General features: G+C 64.0%; 14 protein-coding genes. 3 read left to right on the forward strand and 11 right to left on the reverse strand.

Annotated features, from left to right (window positions below; translation table 11 throughout):
• Nucleotides 1-76: 76 nt before the first annotated feature.
• Nucleotides 77-898, reverse strand: a complete 822-nt coding sequence (locus PJ250_RS17695) for a posphoenolpyruvate synthetase regulatory kinase/phosphorylase PpsR (RefSeq protein ID WP_271645919.1) — start codon at nucleotides 896-898, stop codon at nucleotides 77-79.
• A 164-nt stretch (nucleotides 899-1,062) separates the two neighbouring features.
• On the opposite strand from PJ250_RS17695, the gene ppsA reads away from it, so the two are divergent.
• Together ppsA and PJ250_RS17705 are read left to right on the forward strand one after the other, a co-directional pair.
• Nucleotides 1,063-3,438, forward strand: a complete 2,376-nt coding sequence (gene ppsA, locus PJ250_RS17700) for a phosphoenolpyruvate synthase (RefSeq protein WP_271645920.1) — start codon at nucleotides 1,063-1,065, stop codon at nucleotides 3,436-3,438.
• A gap of 101 nt (nucleotides 3,439-3,539) precedes the next feature.
• The gene (locus PJ250_RS17705) at nucleotides 3,540-4,463 is read left to right on the forward strand and encodes a mechanosensitive ion channel family protein (RefSeq protein ID WP_271645921.1); all 924 of its coding nucleotides are present in this window, start codon (nucleotides 3,540-3,542) and stop codon (nucleotides 4,461-4,463) included.
• A gap of 89 nt (nucleotides 4,464-4,552) precedes the next feature.
• Here PJ250_RS17705 and orn read toward each other — a convergent pair whose 3' ends face one another.
• The gene (gene orn, locus PJ250_RS17710; RefSeq protein WP_271645923.1) at nucleotides 4,553-5,122 is read right to left on the reverse strand and encodes an oligoribonuclease; all 570 of its coding nucleotides are present in this window, start codon (nucleotides 5,120-5,122) and stop codon (nucleotides 4,553-4,555) included.
• A 229-nt stretch (nucleotides 5,123-5,351) separates the two neighbouring features.
• Here orn and PJ250_RS17715 point away from each other — a divergent pair, with 229 nt between their 5' ends.
• Nucleotides 5,352-6,401: an acyltransferase family protein gene (locus tag PJ250_RS17715; protein ID WP_271645924.1), complete on the forward strand. Its 1,050-nt coding sequence runs from the start codon at nucleotides 5,352-5,354 to the stop codon at nucleotides 6,399-6,401.
• A gap of 10 nt (nucleotides 6,402-6,411) precedes the next feature.
• Here the strand turns inward: PJ250_RS17715 and tadA are convergent, their stop codons facing one another.
• From tadA to PJ250_RS17760, 9 genes are all read right to left on the reverse strand, one after another.
• Complete coding sequence (gene tadA, locus PJ250_RS17720; RefSeq protein ID WP_271645925.1) at nucleotides 6,412-6,936, reverse strand: tRNA adenosine(34) deaminase TadA; 525 nt, start codon at nucleotides 6,934-6,936, stop codon at nucleotides 6,412-6,414.
• A gap of 235 nt (nucleotides 6,937-7,171) precedes the next feature.
• Nucleotides 7,172-7,486: a hypothetical protein gene (locus PJ250_RS17725; RefSeq protein WP_271645927.1), complete on the reverse strand. Its 315-nt coding sequence runs from the start codon at nucleotides 7,484-7,486 to the stop codon at nucleotides 7,172-7,174.
• 275 nt (nucleotides 7,487-7,761) lie between these two features.
• Nucleotides 7,762-9,264: a tryptophan halogenase family protein gene (locus PJ250_RS17730; RefSeq protein WP_271645928.1), complete on the reverse strand. Its 1,503-nt coding sequence runs from the start codon at nucleotides 9,262-9,264 to the stop codon at nucleotides 7,762-7,764.
• A gap of 35 nt (nucleotides 9,265-9,299) precedes the next feature.
• Nucleotides 9,300-10,319 (reverse strand): cupin-like domain-containing protein, encoded by a 1,020-nt coding sequence (locus tag PJ250_RS17735; RefSeq protein WP_271645929.1) that lies wholly within the window; start codon nucleotides 10,317-10,319, stop codon nucleotides 9,300-9,302.
• Between the two features lie 2 nt (nucleotides 10,320-10,321).
• Nucleotides 10,322-11,086 (reverse strand): SapC family protein, encoded by a 765-nt coding sequence (locus PJ250_RS17740; protein WP_271645930.1) that lies wholly within the window; start codon nucleotides 11,084-11,086, stop codon nucleotides 10,322-10,324.
• Nucleotides 11,087-11,286: 200 nt separating this feature from the next.
• Entirely contained in the window at nucleotides 11,287-14,445 is a 3,159-nt protein-coding gene (locus PJ250_RS17745; RefSeq protein ID WP_271645931.1) for a TonB-dependent receptor, read from the reverse strand.
• Between the two features lie 441 nt (nucleotides 14,446-14,886).
• Nucleotides 14,887-15,708 (reverse strand): aldose 1-epimerase, encoded by an 822-nt coding sequence (locus PJ250_RS17750; RefSeq protein ID WP_271645932.1) that lies wholly within the window; start codon nucleotides 15,706-15,708, stop codon nucleotides 14,887-14,889.
• Entirely contained in the window at nucleotides 15,692-16,711 is a 1,020-nt protein-coding gene (locus tag PJ250_RS17755; RefSeq protein WP_271645933.1) for a glycoside hydrolase family 43 protein, read from the reverse strand. Before PJ250_RS17755 ends, PJ250_RS17750 begins: the two co-directional genes overlap by 17 nt.
• A 33-nt stretch (nucleotides 16,712-16,744) precedes the next feature.
• Nucleotides 16,745-18,229: an MFS transporter gene (locus tag PJ250_RS17760; RefSeq protein ID WP_271645934.1), complete on the reverse strand. Its 1,485-nt coding sequence runs from the start codon at nucleotides 18,227-18,229 to the stop codon at nucleotides 16,745-16,747.
• Nucleotides 18,230-18,283: the final 54 nt, after the last annotated feature.

The raw sequence follows: 18,283 nt of genomic DNA on the forward strand, positions 1-18,283 counted from the left end.
CCAGCGCTGACGTCAGCATTGACGGGGAGCCGCACAAGCCTCTAATTTGGGGATCGGCCTGCCCCGCCCCCGCGGCTCAGAACATCTCCCGCTGCAGGCCCAGGGTGGACATCACCTTGCTGGCGATCTCTTCGATCGAAGTATGGGTGGTGCTCAACGTCGGCAGGCGCTCGTGGGCGAACATGCCTTCTGCGGCGACCACCTCGCGCCGGCACGTCTCGGGCTTGGCGTAGCGGGAGTTGGGCCTGCGTTCCTGCCGGATCTGGCACAGACGCTCGGGATCGATGGTCAGGCCGAACAGCTTCTTGCGGTACGGACGCAGGCGTGGCGGCAGCCGGTCGGTCTCCAGATCTTCGTCGGTTAGCGGGTAGTTCGCCGCCTTGACCCCGTAATGCAGCGCCAGATAGACGCACGTTGGCGTCTTGCCCGCGCGCGAGACCGCGACCAGGATCAGGTCGGCCTCGTCGTAATTGATCGCGATGCCGTCGTCGTGGCTCAGCGCGAAGTTCATCGCGTTGATGCGCCGGTGGTAGGCCTCGAAATTGACGATGCCATGGGCCTGCCCCACTCGCGACTGTCGGACCGCCCCCAACTCCAGCTCCATCGGATTGATGAACGGAGCGAAGACATCGAGCATCAATGCGCCGCTCGAGGCCAGCAGCTCGGCGATCGCCGGGTCGACGATCGAATGGATGACGATGGGCCGCGCATCGTGGCGGACGCCCGATTCGCGGATCCGCTCGGCCGCCTCGACCGCCTTGTCCAGCTCGTCCACGAACGGAATGCGGTCGGTGATGAAGGAAAAGCCCGAGAACTGGGTCAGCAGGCTGTGCCCGATGGTTTCAACCGTGATCCCGGTTCCATCCGAAACATAGAAGACCGGCCGGACACTCGACATCGTTTTCATCCTTTTGGGGTGACACTGACAAGACCAATATCGCACCATTGCTTGTGAAGCGCGATATGGCCCTGCATCATAAGTACAACCTCCCCCCTCTTTGCGGACGGCGATCGACGGCCTCCGCGAGCGAAAAAACCCACGTCCTTCAAGGAGCACAGCGCTTGAACCAGAACATCCTGTGGCTGCATGAGCTTGGCCTGTCCGACCTTGCCCGCGTCGGCGGCAAGAATTCCTCCCTTGGCGAGATGATCGGCAATCTGGCCCAGCTCGGCGTCTCGGTGCCCGGCGGCTACGCGACCACGGCGGAGGCCTTTAAGGACTTCATCGCCCACAATGATCTGTCCAAGCGCATCTTCGACAAGCTTGCGACCCTGGACGTGGACAACGTGGCGGCACTGACCGCAGCCGGCAAGGAAATCCGTGGCTGGGTCATCGACGCGCCGCTGCAGCCGTCGCTGGACCAGGACATCCGCTCGGCCTACGCCAAGCTGTGCGAGGAGAACGGCGGAGGCGAGGTCGCCGTGGCCGTGCGCTCCTCGGCCACCGCCGAGGACCTGCCCGACGCGTCCTTCGCCGGGCAGCAGGAGACCTTCCTCAACGTGACCGGTGCCGACGATGTCGTGCTGAAGGTCAAGGAAGTCTTCGCCTCGCTCTATAACGATCGCGCCATCGCCTATCGCGTGCATCACGGCTTCAAGCACGAGGACGTGTTCCTGTCCTCGGGCGTGCAGCTGATGGTCCGCTCGGATGTGGGCGCCTCCGGCGTGCTGTTCACCCTGGACACCGAATCGGGCTTCCGCGACGTGGTGTTCGTGACCTCCTCCTTCGGCCTGGGCGAGATGGTCGTGCAGGGCGCGGTCAACCCCGACGAGTTCTACGTCTACAAGCCCACGCTGCGGGCCGGCAAGCCGGCAATCCTGCGCCGCTCGCTGGGCAGCAAGCAGCTGCGCATGGTGTATTCGGACGTGCCGGGCGAGCGGGTCAGGACCGAGGACACCCCGGCCGAGCTGCGCAACACCTTCTCGATCAGCGACGAGGACGTGCAGGAGCTGTCCAAGCAGGCGCTCATCATCGAAAAGCATTACGGCCGCCCGATGGACATCGAGTGGGCCAAGGACGGAGTCAGCGGCAAGCTGTTCATCGTCCAGGCACGGCCCGAGACGGTGAAGTCGCGCAGCCACGCCACCCAGATCGAGCGCTTCGCCCTGTCGGCCACCGGTGCCAAGGTCCTGGCCGAGGGCCGCGCGGTGGGTGCCAAGATCGGCGCCGGTGTCGCGCGCGTAGTGCGCTCGCTGGAGGACATGGACCGCGTGCAGCCCGGCGATGTGCTGTTCGCCGACATGACCGACCCGGATTGGGAGCCGGTGATGAAGCGCGCCAGCGCCATCGTCACCAATCGCGGCGGCCGCACCTGCCATGCCGCGATCATCGCGCGTGAGCTCGGCGTGCCGGCCGTGGTCGGTTCGGGCAACGCCACCGAACTGGTCAAGGACGGCCAGGAAGTCACGGTCAGCTGCGCCGAAGGCGATACCGGCTTTATCTACGATGGCATCCTGGAGTTCGAGCGCACCACCACGGATCTGGGCAACATGCCGCCGGCGCCGCTGAAGATCATGATGAACGTGGCCAACCCCGAGCGCGCGTTCGACTTCGGCCAGTTGCCCAATGCCGGCATCGGCCTGGCGCGCTTGGAAATGATCATCGCCAGCCACATCGGCATCCACCCCAAGGCGCTGCTGGAGTACGACCAGCAGGATGCGTCGACCAAGAAGAAGATCGACGCCAAGATTGCCGGCTACGGCAAGCCGGTGGACTTCTACATCAACCGCCTGGCCGAGGGCATCGCCACGCTGACCGCCTCGGTCGCGCCCAACCCGGTGATCGTGCGCCTGTCGGACTTCAAGTCCAACGAGTACGCCAACCTGATCGGCGGCACGCGCTACGAGCCGGAAGAAGAGAACCCGATGATCGGCTTCCGCGGTGCCAGTCGTTACGTCGATCCATCCTTCACTGACGCCTTCGCCCTGGAATGCAAGGCGGTGCTGAAGGTGCGCAACGAGATGGGCCTGGAGAACCTCTGGGTGATGATTCCCTTCGTGCGCACCCTGGAGGAAGGCCGCAAGGTGGTCGAGGTGCTGGAAGCCAACGGGCTCAAGCAGGGCGAAAACGGCCTGAAGATCATCATGATGTGCGAGCTGCCCTCCAACGCGCTGCTGGCCGATGAGTTCCTGGAGATCTTCGACGGCTTCTCGATCGGCTCCAACGACCTGACCCAGCTGACCCTGGGCCTGGACCGCGATTCGTCGATCGTGGCCCACCTGTTCGACGAGCGGAACCCCGCGGTCAAGAAGCTGCTGTCGATGGCCATCAAGGCCGCCCGCGCCAAGGGCAAGTACGTGGGGATCTGCGGCCAGGGTCCGTCCGACCATCCCGACCTGGCCGAATGGCTGATGCAGGAAGGCATCGAATCGGTGTCGCTGAACCCCGACACGGTCGTCGATACCTGGCTGGCGCTGGCCAAGACCAAGGCGGCTTGATCTCCGCCACACGCGGGGACGGCTAACGTCTCCCGGTGCCCGGGCCCCGCTTCGGCGGGGTTCGGCGTTTTTGAAGACATCACATGAGAGGAGATCACGCCGTGGAATGGTTTTCTGCCGCCAGGCAAGCAGGTTGGGAAGCGCTGGCGATTGCCGTCGGCATCCGCGTCGGATTGGCGCTGATCGGACTGTGGATCGGTCTACGGCTGTCCAGATGGCTCACCAACGTCGCGTCGCGTGGCCTGCTGCGCGCCGACATCGAGGCCACGGCCGTGGATTTCCTGCGCCGCGTGATCTATGTCGCGCTGGTGGTCATGGTGCTGCTGACCATCCTGCAGTCCTGCTTTGGGGTCAATCCCACCGCGTTCATGGCGCTGCTGGGCGCCGCCGGCCTGGCGATCGGCCTGGCGCTGAAGGACTCGCTGTCCAACGTGGCGTCGGGCGTCATGCTGATCACGCTCAAGCCCTTCCGTGTGGGCGACATCGTCACCTTGAACGGGCAGACCGGCAAATGCGAATCGGTGAGCATCTTCCAGACCCGGCTGCGCGGCGCGGACAACCAGACCATCGTGCTGCCCAACAGCACGATCACCAACAGCGAGATCATCAATCTCACGCCCGACGTGCGTCGTCGCGTCGAGCTGGTGATCGGGATCGGCTACAGCGACGACATCGACAAGGCCAAGAGCCTGATCACCGCGCTGTTCGATGACGAACGCATCCTCAAGGATCCGGCGCCGGATGTGGTGGTGTATTCGCTGGGCGACAACAGCGTCAACCTCGGCGTGCGCGTGCACGTGGCCAACAACGACTGGTTCGGGGTGAAGTGCGATCTGACCGAGAGGATCAAGAAGAGCTTCGATGCCAACGGCGTGAGCATTCCCTTCCCGCAGCGCGATGTGCATGTCTATCACCATCTGAGCGCGGATGGGCAGGCCATTCCGGCTGCGGCGCTGACGACGGTTCCGGTGGAGGCGTTGCAGCCGCCGGGGAAAGATGATCAGGCGCCAGGCAAAGGCCCCTGATCGGAATCGAAGACACTGTCAGGCGCGCGCCGGGCGCCGATCCAGCGCCCGGCGTCTCTCATGGAGCCGGCTATGCCGGCCCCATGTGCTCAAGCGGACTGATCCAGCCCCAGTGCCGCCATGTGCTGCCGGTAGTGACGCAGCTCGTTGATGGAATCATGCACGTCGCTCAGTGCGGTGTGCGAAGCCTGCTTCTTCAGGCCATCGAGCACCTGGGGCGCCCAGCGCCTGGCCAGTTCCTTGAGCGTGCTGACGTCCAGGTTGCGATAGTGGAAGTAGCGCTCCAGGCGCGGCATCAGGCGGTGCATGAAGCGCCGATCCTGGCAGATCGAGTTGCCGCACATCGGCGAGGCATTGGCGGGTACCCAGTCCATCAGGAACGCGACCGTGGCCGACTCGGCCTGTCCCATCGTGGTGGTACTGGCGACCACACGATCCCACAGGCCGGAACGACGATGCTGGGTGCGATTCCACTCGTCCATCGCCTCGAGTGCGTCGACCGGATGGCCGATTGCAAACTCCGGCCCCTCGGCCAGGATGTTCAACTGCGAGTCGGTCACCACCGTGGCGATCTCAAGAATCGAATCACTGTCGGTATCCAGCCCCGTCATCTCCAGATCGATCCAGATAAGATGGGTGGGATGCGCGGCTGCAGTCATGAGGTCAGGCTTCCTGAATGGGCTTGCATGATATCGCAGGAGTCCACCGTCCTCGCCTGATAAAATTTGCACTGGTTGCGCTTGCGCGCGCCGGCCATCAACACCACCTCTGGAGCCAGGCATGCAGCCCTCCCCCACTCTGCAGGCTGCGGCCGGACTCGCCGCGGCTCAAGCGGACGTCCCGCGCGCCGCCCATGTTCCACCAAGCGCTGTCTCCCAGAAGCAGCACATGCCAGCGTTGGACGGCCTGCGCGGCTTGGCCGCCATTTCGGTGGTGATCTCGCACCTGCCCACCAAGACCCCGTTCTGGGGCACGGTCAATTTCGGCGAGTGCGGCGTCTTCTTGTTCTTCGTGCTGAGCGGCTTCCTGATGGCGCATCTGCATCTGCAGCAGCCCTTCACGGGGCCGGCGCTGCGACGCTTCTGTGTGGCCCGGATCGCGCGCATCGTGCCGCTCTACTACACGGTGGTGCTCATCTCGTTCCTGGTCACGCAGGTGTGGAATCCCGAATTCCACTACACGATGAGCGTGACCCAGTTGGTCCGGCAGCTGGCGTTCGTCGGATCGGTCGGGGTGTTCTGGTCGGTGGGCCCGGAATTCCAGTTCTACGGATTCTTCCTGGTGCTGTGGGCGATTCCACAACTCCAGGGAGGGATGCGCACGCTGGCGCTCATCCTGCTGGCCCTGTTCGCGCTCGCTTGCTACGCGACCTCACCCTATCTGCCTGGCGTGTTGTTCGTTTCCAAGCTGCATATCTTCCTGGGCGGTGTCGCCGTGGCGATGACGCGCTGGTGGCTCGCCAATCGCGCTGGACCCAACACCGCGATGGTCCGCGCGCTGCAACTGGCCGCATGCGCGGCCGTCGTGGGCCTGCTGCTGCCCTACCCGCACATGATGCTGCCCGTCTTCCCGGCCGCGGACGTGAGCGAGATCAGCAAGTGGTACTACACCGACCTGCCCCGGGTCGTGCTGGCCGGCGTGGTCGTGCTGGGATTTTCCTATCGCACCGCCATGTCCGACGCGCTGCTCGGCAATCGGCTGGTCAGCGAATTGGGGCGATCCAGCTTTTCGATCTATCTGCTGCACATGCCGGTCATGGACGTCATGCACCACTTCGGGCTGTTCGAGCGACTGGGCCCGTGGGGCTCCAGCCTGTGCTGTATCGCCGCGGTCGTCCTGCTGTCCTCGCTGGTCAACCGAATGTTCGAATCCCCGGCGCGACGCTGGGTCACCGAGCGCCTTGGTCCTGCCCGTCAGAGACAGCCCGCGACGACCTGACGCATCGGCCTCACGGCAGGAGCGCGCGACCTCGCTTGGCGCGGAAGTAATTGGTCAGGCGGCGGCTGGCCTCCTCCGCCAGGACGCCGCCGGTCACCTCGACCCGATGGTTGTGCCGAGGATCGGCGAGCAGGTCGAAGACGCTGCCGGCCGCCCCGGTCTTGGGGTCGGCCGCGCCATAGACCACACGCGCGAGCCGCGCATGGATCATCGCCATCGCGCACATCGCGCAAGGCTCCAGGGTGACGTAAAGGGTACAGCCGACCAGGCGATGGTTTCCCAGGCGCGTGCCGCCCTGGCGCAGGGCCACGATCTCGGCGTGCGCCGTGGGGTCATGATCGCAACGGTTGCGGTTGCCTCCTTCGCCGATCACCTTGCCATCAGGGTCCAGCAGCACGGCACCGACGGGGATCTCGTCCAGGTCACGCTGCGCCGCCTCCGCGATGTCGAAGGCGTGGCGCATCCACTGCGCGTCGAGCTGAGCCCGATGCGCCTCAAGCGCGTCGATGGAATCGTACTGGCGCGGCTCACTCATCGAGGCACGCACACGAAGGATCTAGCCCCTCTCGATCATCAATCGGGCGTGTAATCCCAATTGATAAAGTGGCTGTGATCGACATCGGCCTGTACCGTTGCGTTTACATCATGAGCGCGGGCGCTATTGCCAGCGCAGGACATGGAACGATGCGCGACGGAACGGCGTTCCGGGCTTCATCGTCCACCCTGATCAAGGATACAGGACGTCGCAAAACCCTGTCTGCTCGCTGCGGTCAGAGTGCAGGAATGATGTCGTCGGTGGAGAGCATGCCCTCTGCATGCTGGCGGGTGCGCAGCTTGTCCTGGAGACCGCTGGCGAAATCCGGAACGTTCTCACTCAGCAGCCTCCCCAGCTCCGTCTCAAGCGCTTGATGCATCACGCCGTTCATCTGTGCAAGAAGCGCATTGGGCGCCGGGCGGGGGCTGCCCGCGTCGGTCCATATCTGCCACTGCGCCTCCATGATCGCCGTGTATAGCGTCAGTGCGCCCGAGGGCCATCCCTGCCAGTGGCCATGCTCGGGTCCAAGGATCTGCAGGTGCTCGTTCATGTGCGCTCCGACCAATTCATTCAGTCACCCGACTATGCGCCAGTGATGCCAAGCTTTCCCTGAAGATATCCAGGGAAGTGATGATCGAGGGGCACCTCAAGCATCGTCTGATGCGGTCAGGAAGACTCCGGCTGCTCTGGTGATTGAGCAGATATGCGCGTGGAAGTGGCGTGTGCCGAGCATGAAAACTTTCGAAGAGCGACCGCCAGCTTCAAAGAGCACAGGTTCTTTTCCTCTCTCTGATGGCGCGCCTTGGCACGATGACAGGCCTTCCCTCATCCGCCCCAGATCTGGGGCGTGCTCTTGCAATAGCGATCGATAAACGCCTGTTGCATGGGCAACCCCGCGACCGCTTGCTGGATCGGCGCCCGGATCGAATCGATGAGTCCGCGCAGGTTGGCGTCCGACAATGCACGAGGCAAGGGATGGTGCTGCTGAGGCATGTCCCCCTGCCCCAGCAGGACGTGCACCCAGGAATCGGTGCGGAACAGCTCGTTGGAACTCTGCCAGACGTGCGCACATTCCTTCCACGCGCGCAGCCGAAGCTCCAACGAGGAAGGCAGCGCCATTTCCCGGCAGTGCTGCCACATGGCTTCGGAGCGCTGGTTGGCGTGATAGTGCAGGATGATGAAATCGCGTACGTGCTCCATTTCGGCACGACTGACTTCGTTGTAGATCTCGATCTGCGACGAGGCGATCCCCTCGAAGGGGAAAAGCATGAGCAGGCGCATGACCGCGGCGATGGTCAGCTGAATGCTCGTGGACTCCAGGGGCTCGATGAAGCCACTGGCCAGCCCCAGGGCCACCACGTTCTTGTTCCAGACCTTGCGCCGCCGCCCCGTGCAGAACGGCACCAGACGCGGGTCGTTGATCGGCCTACCGCCGACCGCCTGCAATAGGTGGGCCTGCGCCTGGTCGTCGGACATAAAGCGACTGGCATACACCAGTCCATTGCCCACCCGATGCTGCAATGGGATCTGCCAGCGCCAGCCCGCCTGATGGGCGATGGCGCGTGTGTAGGGCAGCGGCGCCTGTGTCGATTCGGTCTGGACGGCGACGGCCCGGTCGCAGGGGAGCCAATGACTCCAGTCTTCGTATCCGGTCTGCAGGGTTTGCTCGATCAGCAGGCCGCGGAATCCCGTGCAGTCGATGAACAGATCCCCTTCGATGCGCTGGCCATCCTCGAGGATCAGTGCCTGGATGGCACCGTCGCGCTGGTGTTGGCTGACATGCGCAATCCGCCCTTCGATGCGCCTGACCCCATGACGCTCCGAGATGCCGCGCAGGAAGCGCGCATAGAGGCCTGCGTCCAGGTGGTAGGCATAGTTGAGCGGCGGACGCTGCTGCAACGCGAACCGCCCCTGACGCGACGCCTGAGTTTCAAGGCAGAACTCATCAAAATCCGAATGCATTCCGCGCCGCAGGGACTCAAGCCAGAAGTGGTGAAAGGCGCAGACCTGCGTGCCCTGGCCGACGATGCCGAATGGATGGATGTAGTGCTCTCCATCGCGCCTCCAGTTTTCGAAGGAGATGGACAGCTTGAACGTCCCGGCGACCGCGCGCAGAAACTCGCGCTCGTCGATCTGAAGGAACTGATGAAAGCTGCGGATGGGGGGAATGGTGGATTCCCCAACGCCCACCGTTCCGATCTGCTCGGACTCGACCAGGGTGATCTCCAGCTCCGTGCGGAACTGGTGCGACAGGGCGCATGCGGCAATCCACCCAGCCGTGCCACCGCCGGCGATGACCACCCTGCGAATCCGATCCGTCTCGCTCATGGCCGTTGACTCATGCAGGCATTCCCCCGGGTCCTTCAACGGTTCAGTCGATTGATCAGCAGGGCGCGCAGCTGGCGCGAACTTGCTTCGTCCAACGGCCCCAAGACGTTGCGCGCGGATTCTGGCAGGTGTTCCCCGGCGCGCTCGGCCGGGCCGAACACGTAGTATTCGAACACTTCACGCCAGGCCTGTTTTTCTCGCTCCGGTCGATCGCGGATGGCCCAGAGCGCGTGATACATCGCAAGCGTCGGTGCGGGCAGATAGGCTGGCGCGCCGCTCCACCAGTAGTTCACCAGTACGTTGAACGGCGCGAGCGCCTGGACGTGGTGCCACCACATGCTGGGGATGAAGACCGCGTCACCCGGCTCCAGGATCGCGCTACGCGCGTGCGCCAGTGCTTCGCGGAAACGCGGGTGGCGCGTGAAGTCCGGGCGGGTGAAATCAACCATGCTGACGACCTGCCCGCCTGGCGTCGGCTCCAGCGGCCCGGGATAGAGGTTGTGGATCTGCTCCGGCGGCAGCACCGTGATCCGGCGGCGACCCACCGCGCAGCACGCGATGTTGTTGGGCGCATCGTAATGGCAGGACGCAATCGTGCGGTTGCCGATCCAGATGCTCGGACGCGACACCACCCCGCAAGCCGCCAGATCCAGCGCGTTGTCCGCCAAGAATCCGGGCATATGCTGGTCCAGCAGCAATGAGGCCAGATAGAAGGTGGGCGGACTGGGATCTTCCAGATGCGCCGCGATCTGTCCCAGCAGTTCCTGTAGCGTGCCGCGACGCACCTGCGTGTTGAGGCCCGTTGCACTGTCATCGTAGAAAGGGCGGCCGTGGATCTCCGGCCCCCCATAGGAATACTGCACGGGCCGCCCGACGTCGTACTGCAGCAACGCCGACATGGCAGGCGCCGGCCCGGCCATGCCCTGCCTGACCAGACTCCAGTCCCGCGCGATGCCGCGCAGCACGACGGGCGTGCCTGCGTCCACGAGCGACTGGACCGGAAGCGCACCGGGAGCGTGGCCCGTCAGTTCCTCGATGTCCGGCAGCGACGACATGATCACCCCGGTAGCGGCGCGGCGGCCGGCGATGTCTCGGCTTCACGCAGGCGGCGCTGCTTCTCCGCCATCAGGCGCCGCACGTTGTGGAGCGAGGACAGCATCAGGAAGGCGCCCTCCAGATAGCCAGCGCGATGAAGTCCGTGCAGCGTGGTCGCATCCAGTGCCGCCAGGCATTCGCGATCGATGCCGTACAGGCCGGACAGACTCACGCCATGTTCGCCGTCCAGCCGCAGCGCCAGTTGGGTGGGCTGGATCAGCCCAGCCGCATCGAGCGCGGCGAACATGTCGCGGCCGGCGGCGTCGCCATCCCGGATGCCACGCAGGATGGTGATGATGTGCTCCAGGTATGGGCTCTGCCCCCCCTGTGGCAGAAACACCGCTTCGCCCTGCCCTGTCTGCAAGCGTGGGTGATCCAGATCGACGTGGATCACCGGCTCATTGACCAGCACCCCGTCGATGCGCTGCTCCTGGAATCCGATCAGGAACGGCCCCTTGGCCACAATCCCGGGGACGTAGGACGCATTCCAGCGCTGCCCCTGCAGGAACAGGTTCTCGCCCGCCTCGAATCCCAACACCGCCACGGCCTGGTAGCCACCGCCGTCCGGCTCCTTGCGCAGGAAGATGGGGTACTCGCGTTGGAGCTCGGCGAATTCGGTTGGAAACGCCTGCACCAGGCCGACCTGGTCGCCGAAGGCGGTGCCAAAGCGCAGGTCCACCCTCAGGTCCTGATGCGCCACATTGTTCAGTAGTTCGTATCTTGCCACCGGCCCCTCCAGCCAATTGCAACATGGTCGGGCACATCACCGCCTGACGGGCCCTGCGGGAGCATGCCTGATCGACCGCCGTGTCTCCATGCGACTAACGTGTCGCCTGTCCGCGGCCTAAAGGCTGCCAGCGGCGCGGAAAAGAGAAAGCCGCTGCCCTGGGCGATGCCATGGACAGCGGCTTGTCGACACGCGATCGCTCAGAAGTTGTAGCGCACCCCGAGGGTATAGCGCGGATCCTGATCGATCAGCTTGATCACCTGCTTCTCCGAGCGGCCATGCCACCGCACGTCTTCACCGGTGAGGTTGATCGCCTCGAAGCCGATCGAGAAGTGATCATTGAACGCGTAGTTGACGCTCAGGTCCCACTGCTCGTACGGTTCGACGTAGTACGGATTGCGATTGGCGCCATTCTGGTTAGCCGCGATCAGGTACTCGTCGCGCCAGTTGTAGGCCAGACGGGCAGACCAGCCGTACTTCTCGTACATGAACATCACGTTGGCCGTGTCGCTCAGCCCCAGCAGCGCGAACTGGTCTCGGTCCAGCACGTTGTTGTCGAAACCGACGTCCCCCTCCACGATGGTGTAGTTGGCGTAGATGCCAAAGCCGGTGTCGGCGAAGAAGTACTGGCCACCCAGTTCCCAGCCATGGATGTTGGCCTTGTTCTGGTTGACCGGGCGCGAAACGTCGAACAGATACAGCGGATCGTCCGCCTCGCCGGTCAGGTCATAGGCGTTTTCCAGTGCCAGGGTCTGCGCGGAGCTGCCGTTGTAAGCCGCCAGACCACCGGTCTCCGCAGTATTACGCAACAGCGCGGTCGCCGCGAACAACGCGGTGTCGTTGGCCGAGCAGGCGGAGGCCACGTCGTTGCCTGCCGCGCCCACCTGCGCCGCGCACGCACCACTCTGCAGGAAGGCCAACGCCGCCTGCGCGTCCGGTCCGGAGGTCGGATCGGTCAGGCCATAAAGCGATTCGCGGCTGACCGTGTTACCGATGAAGTTGTTGACCCGCTTGTTCCAGAACGTGGCCGACACGTAGCTGGCATCGGCGAAGTACCACTCCAACCCCAGATCCAGGTTGTCCGACTCGAGGGGGTCAAGCTTTGGGTTCTGAGAACTTCCCGCGCCGCGCGTGGAGGGATTGATCAGGATCGAGCCAGTGGGTGCGCCGGGGCTGGGGCCCGCAAAGAGATTGGAATACGGCGCGCGTGCGATGGTCTGGCCGAACGAGACGCGTCCTTTCAGGTCGCTGGTGATGTCGATGCTGAAGTCCAGGTTCGGCAGCACGTAGTTGTAGGACGTCTTCTCGCTGAAGGGCTGCAAATCACTGGAACGCACGATCTGGAAGTCGTTATTGGCTTGCCAGAGGATCGCATTCGGCGTGGCCACCTGCGAGGTGGAAACCACCTCAGTTTTCTCGTAGCGCAGTCCGAGCCGGGTATTGGTGGTCATGCCGCCGAGCTCGCCGGGCAGCTCGAGCTGCACGTAGGCCGAGCGCGTCTTTTCCTCAACGTGGTTGTTGTCGCTGTACTGCGGGTTATAGCGCGTCGTGGCGCCGTACTGGTTGCCCGCCCAGAGGGCAAGTTGGTCAGCATTGCCCCGCCACGCAGTCGACGGCGTGCCGTTAACGCTGTAATCGTCGAACATGCCGGTGATGTCGACGGGCTGAAGCAAGTCGGTCAGCCCCGGCTCGTTGCCTGCATTGGCCACGCTCCAGTCGCCCAGGGTCGAATAGGTGTCGCTGATCTGTCGATCCATCGTGGTCTCAGTCGACCCGATGCCGAACTGGAAGCGTCCGTTGTCCAGGTCCCAGGTGCCGTCGAAGCGCCCTTCCTTGACCTCGGTCACCTGGCGTTGATAGTAGATGCGCAAGACCTGCGAGCCCAACTCACCCTCGGTGAAGGGCCGGCTGGGGTCGCCGTTGGTGCCGGCGATGGAATCGGCCGCGGTGGGATACCAGGTGCGCACGCCAGTGGGCAGACCGTTGTTGAAGCTCAACTCCTGTGCCCATTGCCCCCCGCAGTTGGGACCATTGGTGCAGTTGTTGGTGCCGGCCAGGCTGAAGTAGGTGGCACTGCCGCCGGTGACCGGATCGTTGGGCAATGCCTGGGTCTTGGAATTGTGGGCGTCGAAAGACAGATTCAGGCGATCGGTGGCCTGCCAGTTGGCATTGAAGCCCAGGGAGCCCAGCTTGTATTTCTGCATGTTGCGCTGCTGCTCCAGGCCGAAGTCCTTGGCTCCGGTCGGGACGTCGCGCAGGTAAACCGGCGTGGCCACGGTCTGGCCGGTGTCGAACTCCAGATTGGTGAAGCTGTTGGCCCGCTGCAGCCAGATCGCTTGCTCACCGCGCTCCTCGCGGATCTCGTTGGTCGAGTAGGTGTAGTCCAGGGTCAGGGTCAGGCTGTCGGTCGGGGCGAACTGCAGCACCGCCTGGCCATTGATGCGCTCGCGCTCGAAGTCGGCAAAGGCATAGCGCAGATCGTTGGGCATGCCATAGAGCTGTCCGATCTGTGGCGCGTTGACTACCACCGCATCGGGCCGCAGCGCTGGGTCGCTGCCGGTCCACTGCTGGATGTTCCAGGTGTTCTCGGTGGCCTGGACCGAGCCGCCGTGGCGCTTCTGGTAGCTACCGCTCAGGCCGATGCCCCAGACCTTGTCGGGGCTGGTGTAGCTGAAGATGCCCGAGACCTCTGGTGTTATGTCGTTGCCGAACGGTTGCGACTCATCGTAAGCGCCTTTCACGCCGGCACTGGCCACCACGCCCTGGTGGTTGAACGGACGGTCGGTCTGGATATTGATCGTGGCGCCGATGCCGCCGCTGGGTGCGGTGGCCCGACTGGTCTTGTAGACCTCGATGCCGGTGATGGCCTCGGATGCCAACTGCGCAAAATTGAATGCGCGCGTGCCGCCATCCACGCCACCGATCGGCGTCTGGCCGGGTGCGCCGAATGCGTCGGCGCCCGGGATCAGGCGCCCGTTGAGGGTGACGGTGTTGAACTGCGGACCAAAGCCACGTGCGGTGACCTGCGCACCTTCACCATCGCGGCGCTCGATCGAGATGCCGGTGATGCGCTGCAGGGACTCGGCCAGATTGGTATCGGGGAACTTGCCGATGTCCTCGGCGCTGATCGCATCGACCACGCCGGCGGCATCGCGCTTGATCCCCATCGACTGGTTGAGGCTGTTGCGGATGCCGGTCACCTGCACGCGATCCAGCGTGGTGGCATCGGTCTGGGCTGCCTCCTGCGGATCGGGCGTAGCGGTGGTCGCGTCCTGTGCAAAGGCCGGGTTGATGACGAGCACGCCACCAACGAAGGTGAACATGGCCCGCGACTTGAATTTCTTCAGCTTGTGATTCATCCGTGTGTCCTGTGGTCTGTGGCCGAACGGCCGGTGGCGCCAGCGGCAAGCGGCACGTGCCGCGCTGTTCTCGTAACTGGTACGTGAGCCAATAACTTGTGACGTCGCATTGGTCCCCTCCCCTCGTGGATCGATGGACCACCCCCCCGGACGGCAGCCACCGGCGGCCCTTGGCCGCAATCCCGCGTCGCGCTATGGAGCGACCGTTTCCGAAGATGGAAACGGATGCACCGAGCGCGCCGGTGGCCGAACCGCTCGGGCACCCGCTGGTGCCACTGCGCCTCCGCCCCCTCCTTCGTGTTCGCGACCTTATTTACGTGTTAGCGCTATCACAAAGTGGCGCCACATAATCATCAATGTCGCTGCTTGTCACCGTGCGTTGCAGCATGTGTAGCCGCTGACATCGGCTGTAACCGTTATCAACCGATCACTGCTTGGACTTTATGAAAAGACCAGCTCAAACCAGGCTTGCACACGCTCGCCAGGCAGCAGCACATCACTGCGCAGATTGAAGGCGTCGGGCGGCCCGGTTTGCGGCTCCAGGCATGTCGCGTGGGGTGTTTCGTCGTACAAAACCCAGTGGTCGCAGCTGGCGGTGAGCAGTAGTCGCTGCCCCGCGCGCTCCAGGGCCGCTGCCTCGCCACTGATGTAACAGTCGTCCAGCGGACCCGGCGGCCGGGCCAGTGGCAGCGTGGCGATCCCTTGCTCGTCGCGCGGATAGAACGCGCGCGGATTGAAGGCGATGCGCTCGGCCTTGTGGAACCATGGATGCCAACCCAGCACCGGACATGGCATCGCCCGCTGCCCCGCGCTGAAACTCAACTCCATCCGCAACCGGTTGGCCGACAGCGCGATTCGATGGATGGCCTCGCCGCCAAACGGCCAGCGCGGATCGTCTTCCAGCGACAGGGCCAAGGTCAGTTCAGTGCGTTGCTGCTCCAGCACACGCCATGGCCGGTCGAAGGCGACCCCGTGGATCGCATGCGGGCCCAGGTTGACCGGCAGCGCATGGTCCCGCGCCTCGAATTGGAAACGTCCGCTGCGTATCCGCCCCGCCCACGGCAGCATGGGATAGCAGCCCCAAGAGATCGCACCGGGGAAGCCCTGATCCGGGCCCACCAGCCAGTCCACCCCTTCGTACCGGATCGCCGACAAACGTCCACCGGCGTGTAAGGCCACCTCCACTGCCAGACCGGCGTCCTCCAGGCCGATGCAAGGGCCTGGCGGCAAGGGATCCAGCGCTGGATCAGTCGTCTTTTCCATAGGGATACACCGTGACGATGCTGCCATCGGGCGCATGCTGCAGTTCGACCACCTTGATCGACCGCAAGTGCGTAATCCCGCCAGAGTACAGGGCGTCGTGGTAATACAGCCACCAGCGCCCGCCGAAGGCGACGATCGAATGATGTGTCGTCCATCCCACCACCGGCGCGAGCACCCTGCCCTGATAGGTGAATGGACCATACGGACTGTCACCGGTGGCATAGCAAACGTAATGCGTATTCCCTGTGGAATAGGACAGGTAGTAACGGCCTCCGTGGCGATGCACCCAAGGCGCTTCGAAAAACCGACGCGCGTGGTCGCCGGCGAGCAGAGGCTGGCCATCCTGGTCCAGGATCTGGACCTCCCGGGTCGGCTCGGCGAACTGTTTCATGTCTGCCGACAGTCGCGCGATGCGCGGCCCCAGCGCCGGCTGATCCTCGGCCGGTTCGTCGTAGTCGACGTGGTACTGATCATCGCGATAGTGCTGGAGTTGCCCTCCCCAAATACCGCCGAAGTAAATGTAATGTGCGTCGCCGTCTTCCAGCACCGCCGGATCGATGGAATAACTGCCGACCATGGGCTCCGGCTCGGCCACGAAGGGGCCCTCCGGACGCTCGCCCACCGCCACGCCCAGTTGGAATCTGCCATCGGCACGCTTGGCCGGGAAGTACAGGTAATACCGACCGTCGCGGCATGCCGCATCCGGCGCCCACATCTGCCTTGAAGCCCACGGCACGTCCTTGACGTGCAGCGCCATGCCGCAATCCACCGCCTCTGCGTCCGGACCGTCCATGCGAAAGACGTGGTAGTCCTCCATCGCGAAGTGGTCGCCGTTGTCGTTGAACGCCGCGCCGCCCTCGATGTCGTGCGAAGGATAGATATAGAGGCGCCCCTCGAAGACGTGGGCTGACGGGTCGGCGGTGTACAGGTGGGTGACAAGCGGCGCCGAGACGGCCCTGTCAGCCAGCGCTTCGAGTTCGGTCGGATCAGTCAATTCGGTCATTGCATCGCCAGGGCAAGGGGGAGGAAGGCCAAGTCAGGCGCTCGATGCCGCACTGGCCCGGCGCAGTTCCAAGTCGTGTTCGATCCGCTTCTCAGTGGACTTGTTGATTTCGTAGCGGAACAACAAGGCGATCCCGAGCAGGAAGGGGATGGCGCAATAGACACTGACGGTCAGGCGGATGCCCTGCACCACCGAAGGCGACTGCACGGCCGCGTCTCCGTCGTAGCCATAGGCGGCCAGGATCGCCGCCACCAGTGCGCCGCCGATGCTTAGGCCAGTCTTCAGGCCACACAACATGGCCGAAAAGATGATCGCCGTGGCGCGACGGTGGTTGCGCCATTCCGAGTAATCGGCGACATCGGCGATCATCGCCCACAGCAATGGCGTGCTGATCCCGTAGAAGAAACCATGGAGCATGTAGGACAGCATCACCAGACCCACCGCGTCGGGTGGATAGAACGCGTAGGCCAGCAGACAAAGCGTGGACAGGAACAGCGAGCCACCGAAGACATCGCGCTTGCCGTAGCGATCGGCCAACCGACGCGAGAAACAAATGCCGCCGATCATGCACAGCACGCCGCCGGCACTGAACACGCTGAAGGCCGAGGTAGGCGCGTCCTGTGGCCAGTGGAAACCGGCCAGTCCCATGCCGATCAAACCACGGTTGAGGCCCTCGATGGCGCGATTGACACCGACCGCATCGACGAAATGGGCCAGCGCCCCGGGATCCAGGTAGTACTTGAAGTAATAGACGTACATGCCTCCCTTCAACGCCAGGGTGACAAACACCAGGATGGTCAACAGCAACATGACGCGCCATGGACGGTTGCGCATCAGGTCGGTCAGGTCCTGGCGAATGCTCGACCCCTCCCCTGACACCGGCACCACCCGCTCGCGAGTGGTGAAGAAGGTGATCAAGAAGAACACCGTGCCGATCACGGCAAACAGGGCCATCGTGTACTCGAAGCCGCGCGCCTTGTCGCCATTACCCAGGATCAGCACCAATGGCAGCAGCAGGACCTGGATGATGAACTGGGCAATCATCACCGCCACGAAGCGATACGAGGACAAGCTGTTGCGTTGATCCATGTTGCCGGTCAGCACGCCACTGAGCGCCGAGTACGGCAGGTTGTTGGCCACGTAAACCAGCATCAGCAAGGTGTAGGTGGCCAGGGCGTAGGCCGTCTTGCCAGCCTGGCCCAGGTCCGGCGTGGTAAAGGCCGACAGCGACAGCACCCCGAACGGGATCGCGGTCCACAGGATCCAGGGCCGGAACTTGCCCCAGCGCGTGCTAGTGCGGTCAGCCAACACGCCGATGACGGGGGTGAAAACGAACGCCCCCAGCAGGCCGACCACGAAGATCACCTTGGCCGCGCTGGCCGCCGGGATGCGATAGACGTCGGTGTAGAAGAACGCGAGGAAGGTCACCAGGGTCTGGAAGATCAGGTTGGCTGCCAGATCGCCCAGGCTGTAGCCAATCTTCTCGCGGACCGAGAGCTTGCCCGTGGCGTCGGTCATGCGCATCTATCCCTCAAGGCCAGCGTAGGTCGATCGAGTGGATCGTGTCGCATG

The organism is Pseudoxanthomonas sp. JBR18 (assembly GCF_028198165.1).
In the GTDB taxonomy this organism is placed as follows: Bacteria; Pseudomonadota; Gammaproteobacteria; order Xanthomonadales; family Xanthomonadaceae; genus Pseudoxanthomonas_A.

Coding starts and splice junctions, on each gene's coding strand:
- tadA (WP_271645925.1), bottom strand. CDS start 6,936: ATGAGTGAGCCGCGCCAGTACGATTCCATCGACGCGCTTGAGGCGCAT.
- PJ250_RS17695 (WP_271645919.1), bottom strand. CDS start 898: ATGTCGAGTGTCCGGCCGGTCTTCTATGTTTCGGATGGAACCGGGATC.
- PJ250_RS17715 (WP_271645924.1), top strand. CDS start 5,352: ATGCCAGCGTTGGACGGCCTGCGCGGCTTGGCCGCCATTTCGGTGGTG.
- PJ250_RS17730 (WP_271645928.1), bottom strand. CDS start 9,264: ATGAGCGAGACGGATCGGATTCGCAGGGTGGTCATCGCCGGCGGTGGC.
- PJ250_RS17745 (WP_271645931.1), bottom strand. CDS start 14,445: ATGAATCACAAGCTGAAGAAATTCAAGTCGCGGGCCATGTTCACCTTC.
- PJ250_RS17725 (WP_271645927.1), bottom strand. CDS start 7,486: ATGAACGAGCACCTGCAGATCCTTGGACCCGAGCATGGCCACTGGCAG.
- PJ250_RS17750 (WP_271645932.1), bottom strand. CDS start 15,708: ATGGAAAAGACGACTGATCCAGCGCTGGATCCCTTGCCGCCAGGCCCT.
- PJ250_RS17760 (WP_271645934.1), bottom strand. CDS start 18,229: ATGACCGACGCCACGGGCAAGCTCTCGGTCCGCGAGAAGATTGGCTAC.
- PJ250_RS17755 (WP_271645933.1), bottom strand. CDS start 16,711: ATGACCGAATTGACTGATCCGACCGAACTCGAAGCGCTGGCTGACAGG.
- orn (WP_271645923.1), bottom strand. CDS start 5,122: ATGACTGCAGCCGCGCATCCCACCCATCTTATCTGGATCGATCTGGAG.
- PJ250_RS17735 (WP_271645929.1), bottom strand. CDS start 10,319: ATGTCGTCGCTGCCGGACATCGAGGAACTGACGGGCCACGCTCCCGGT.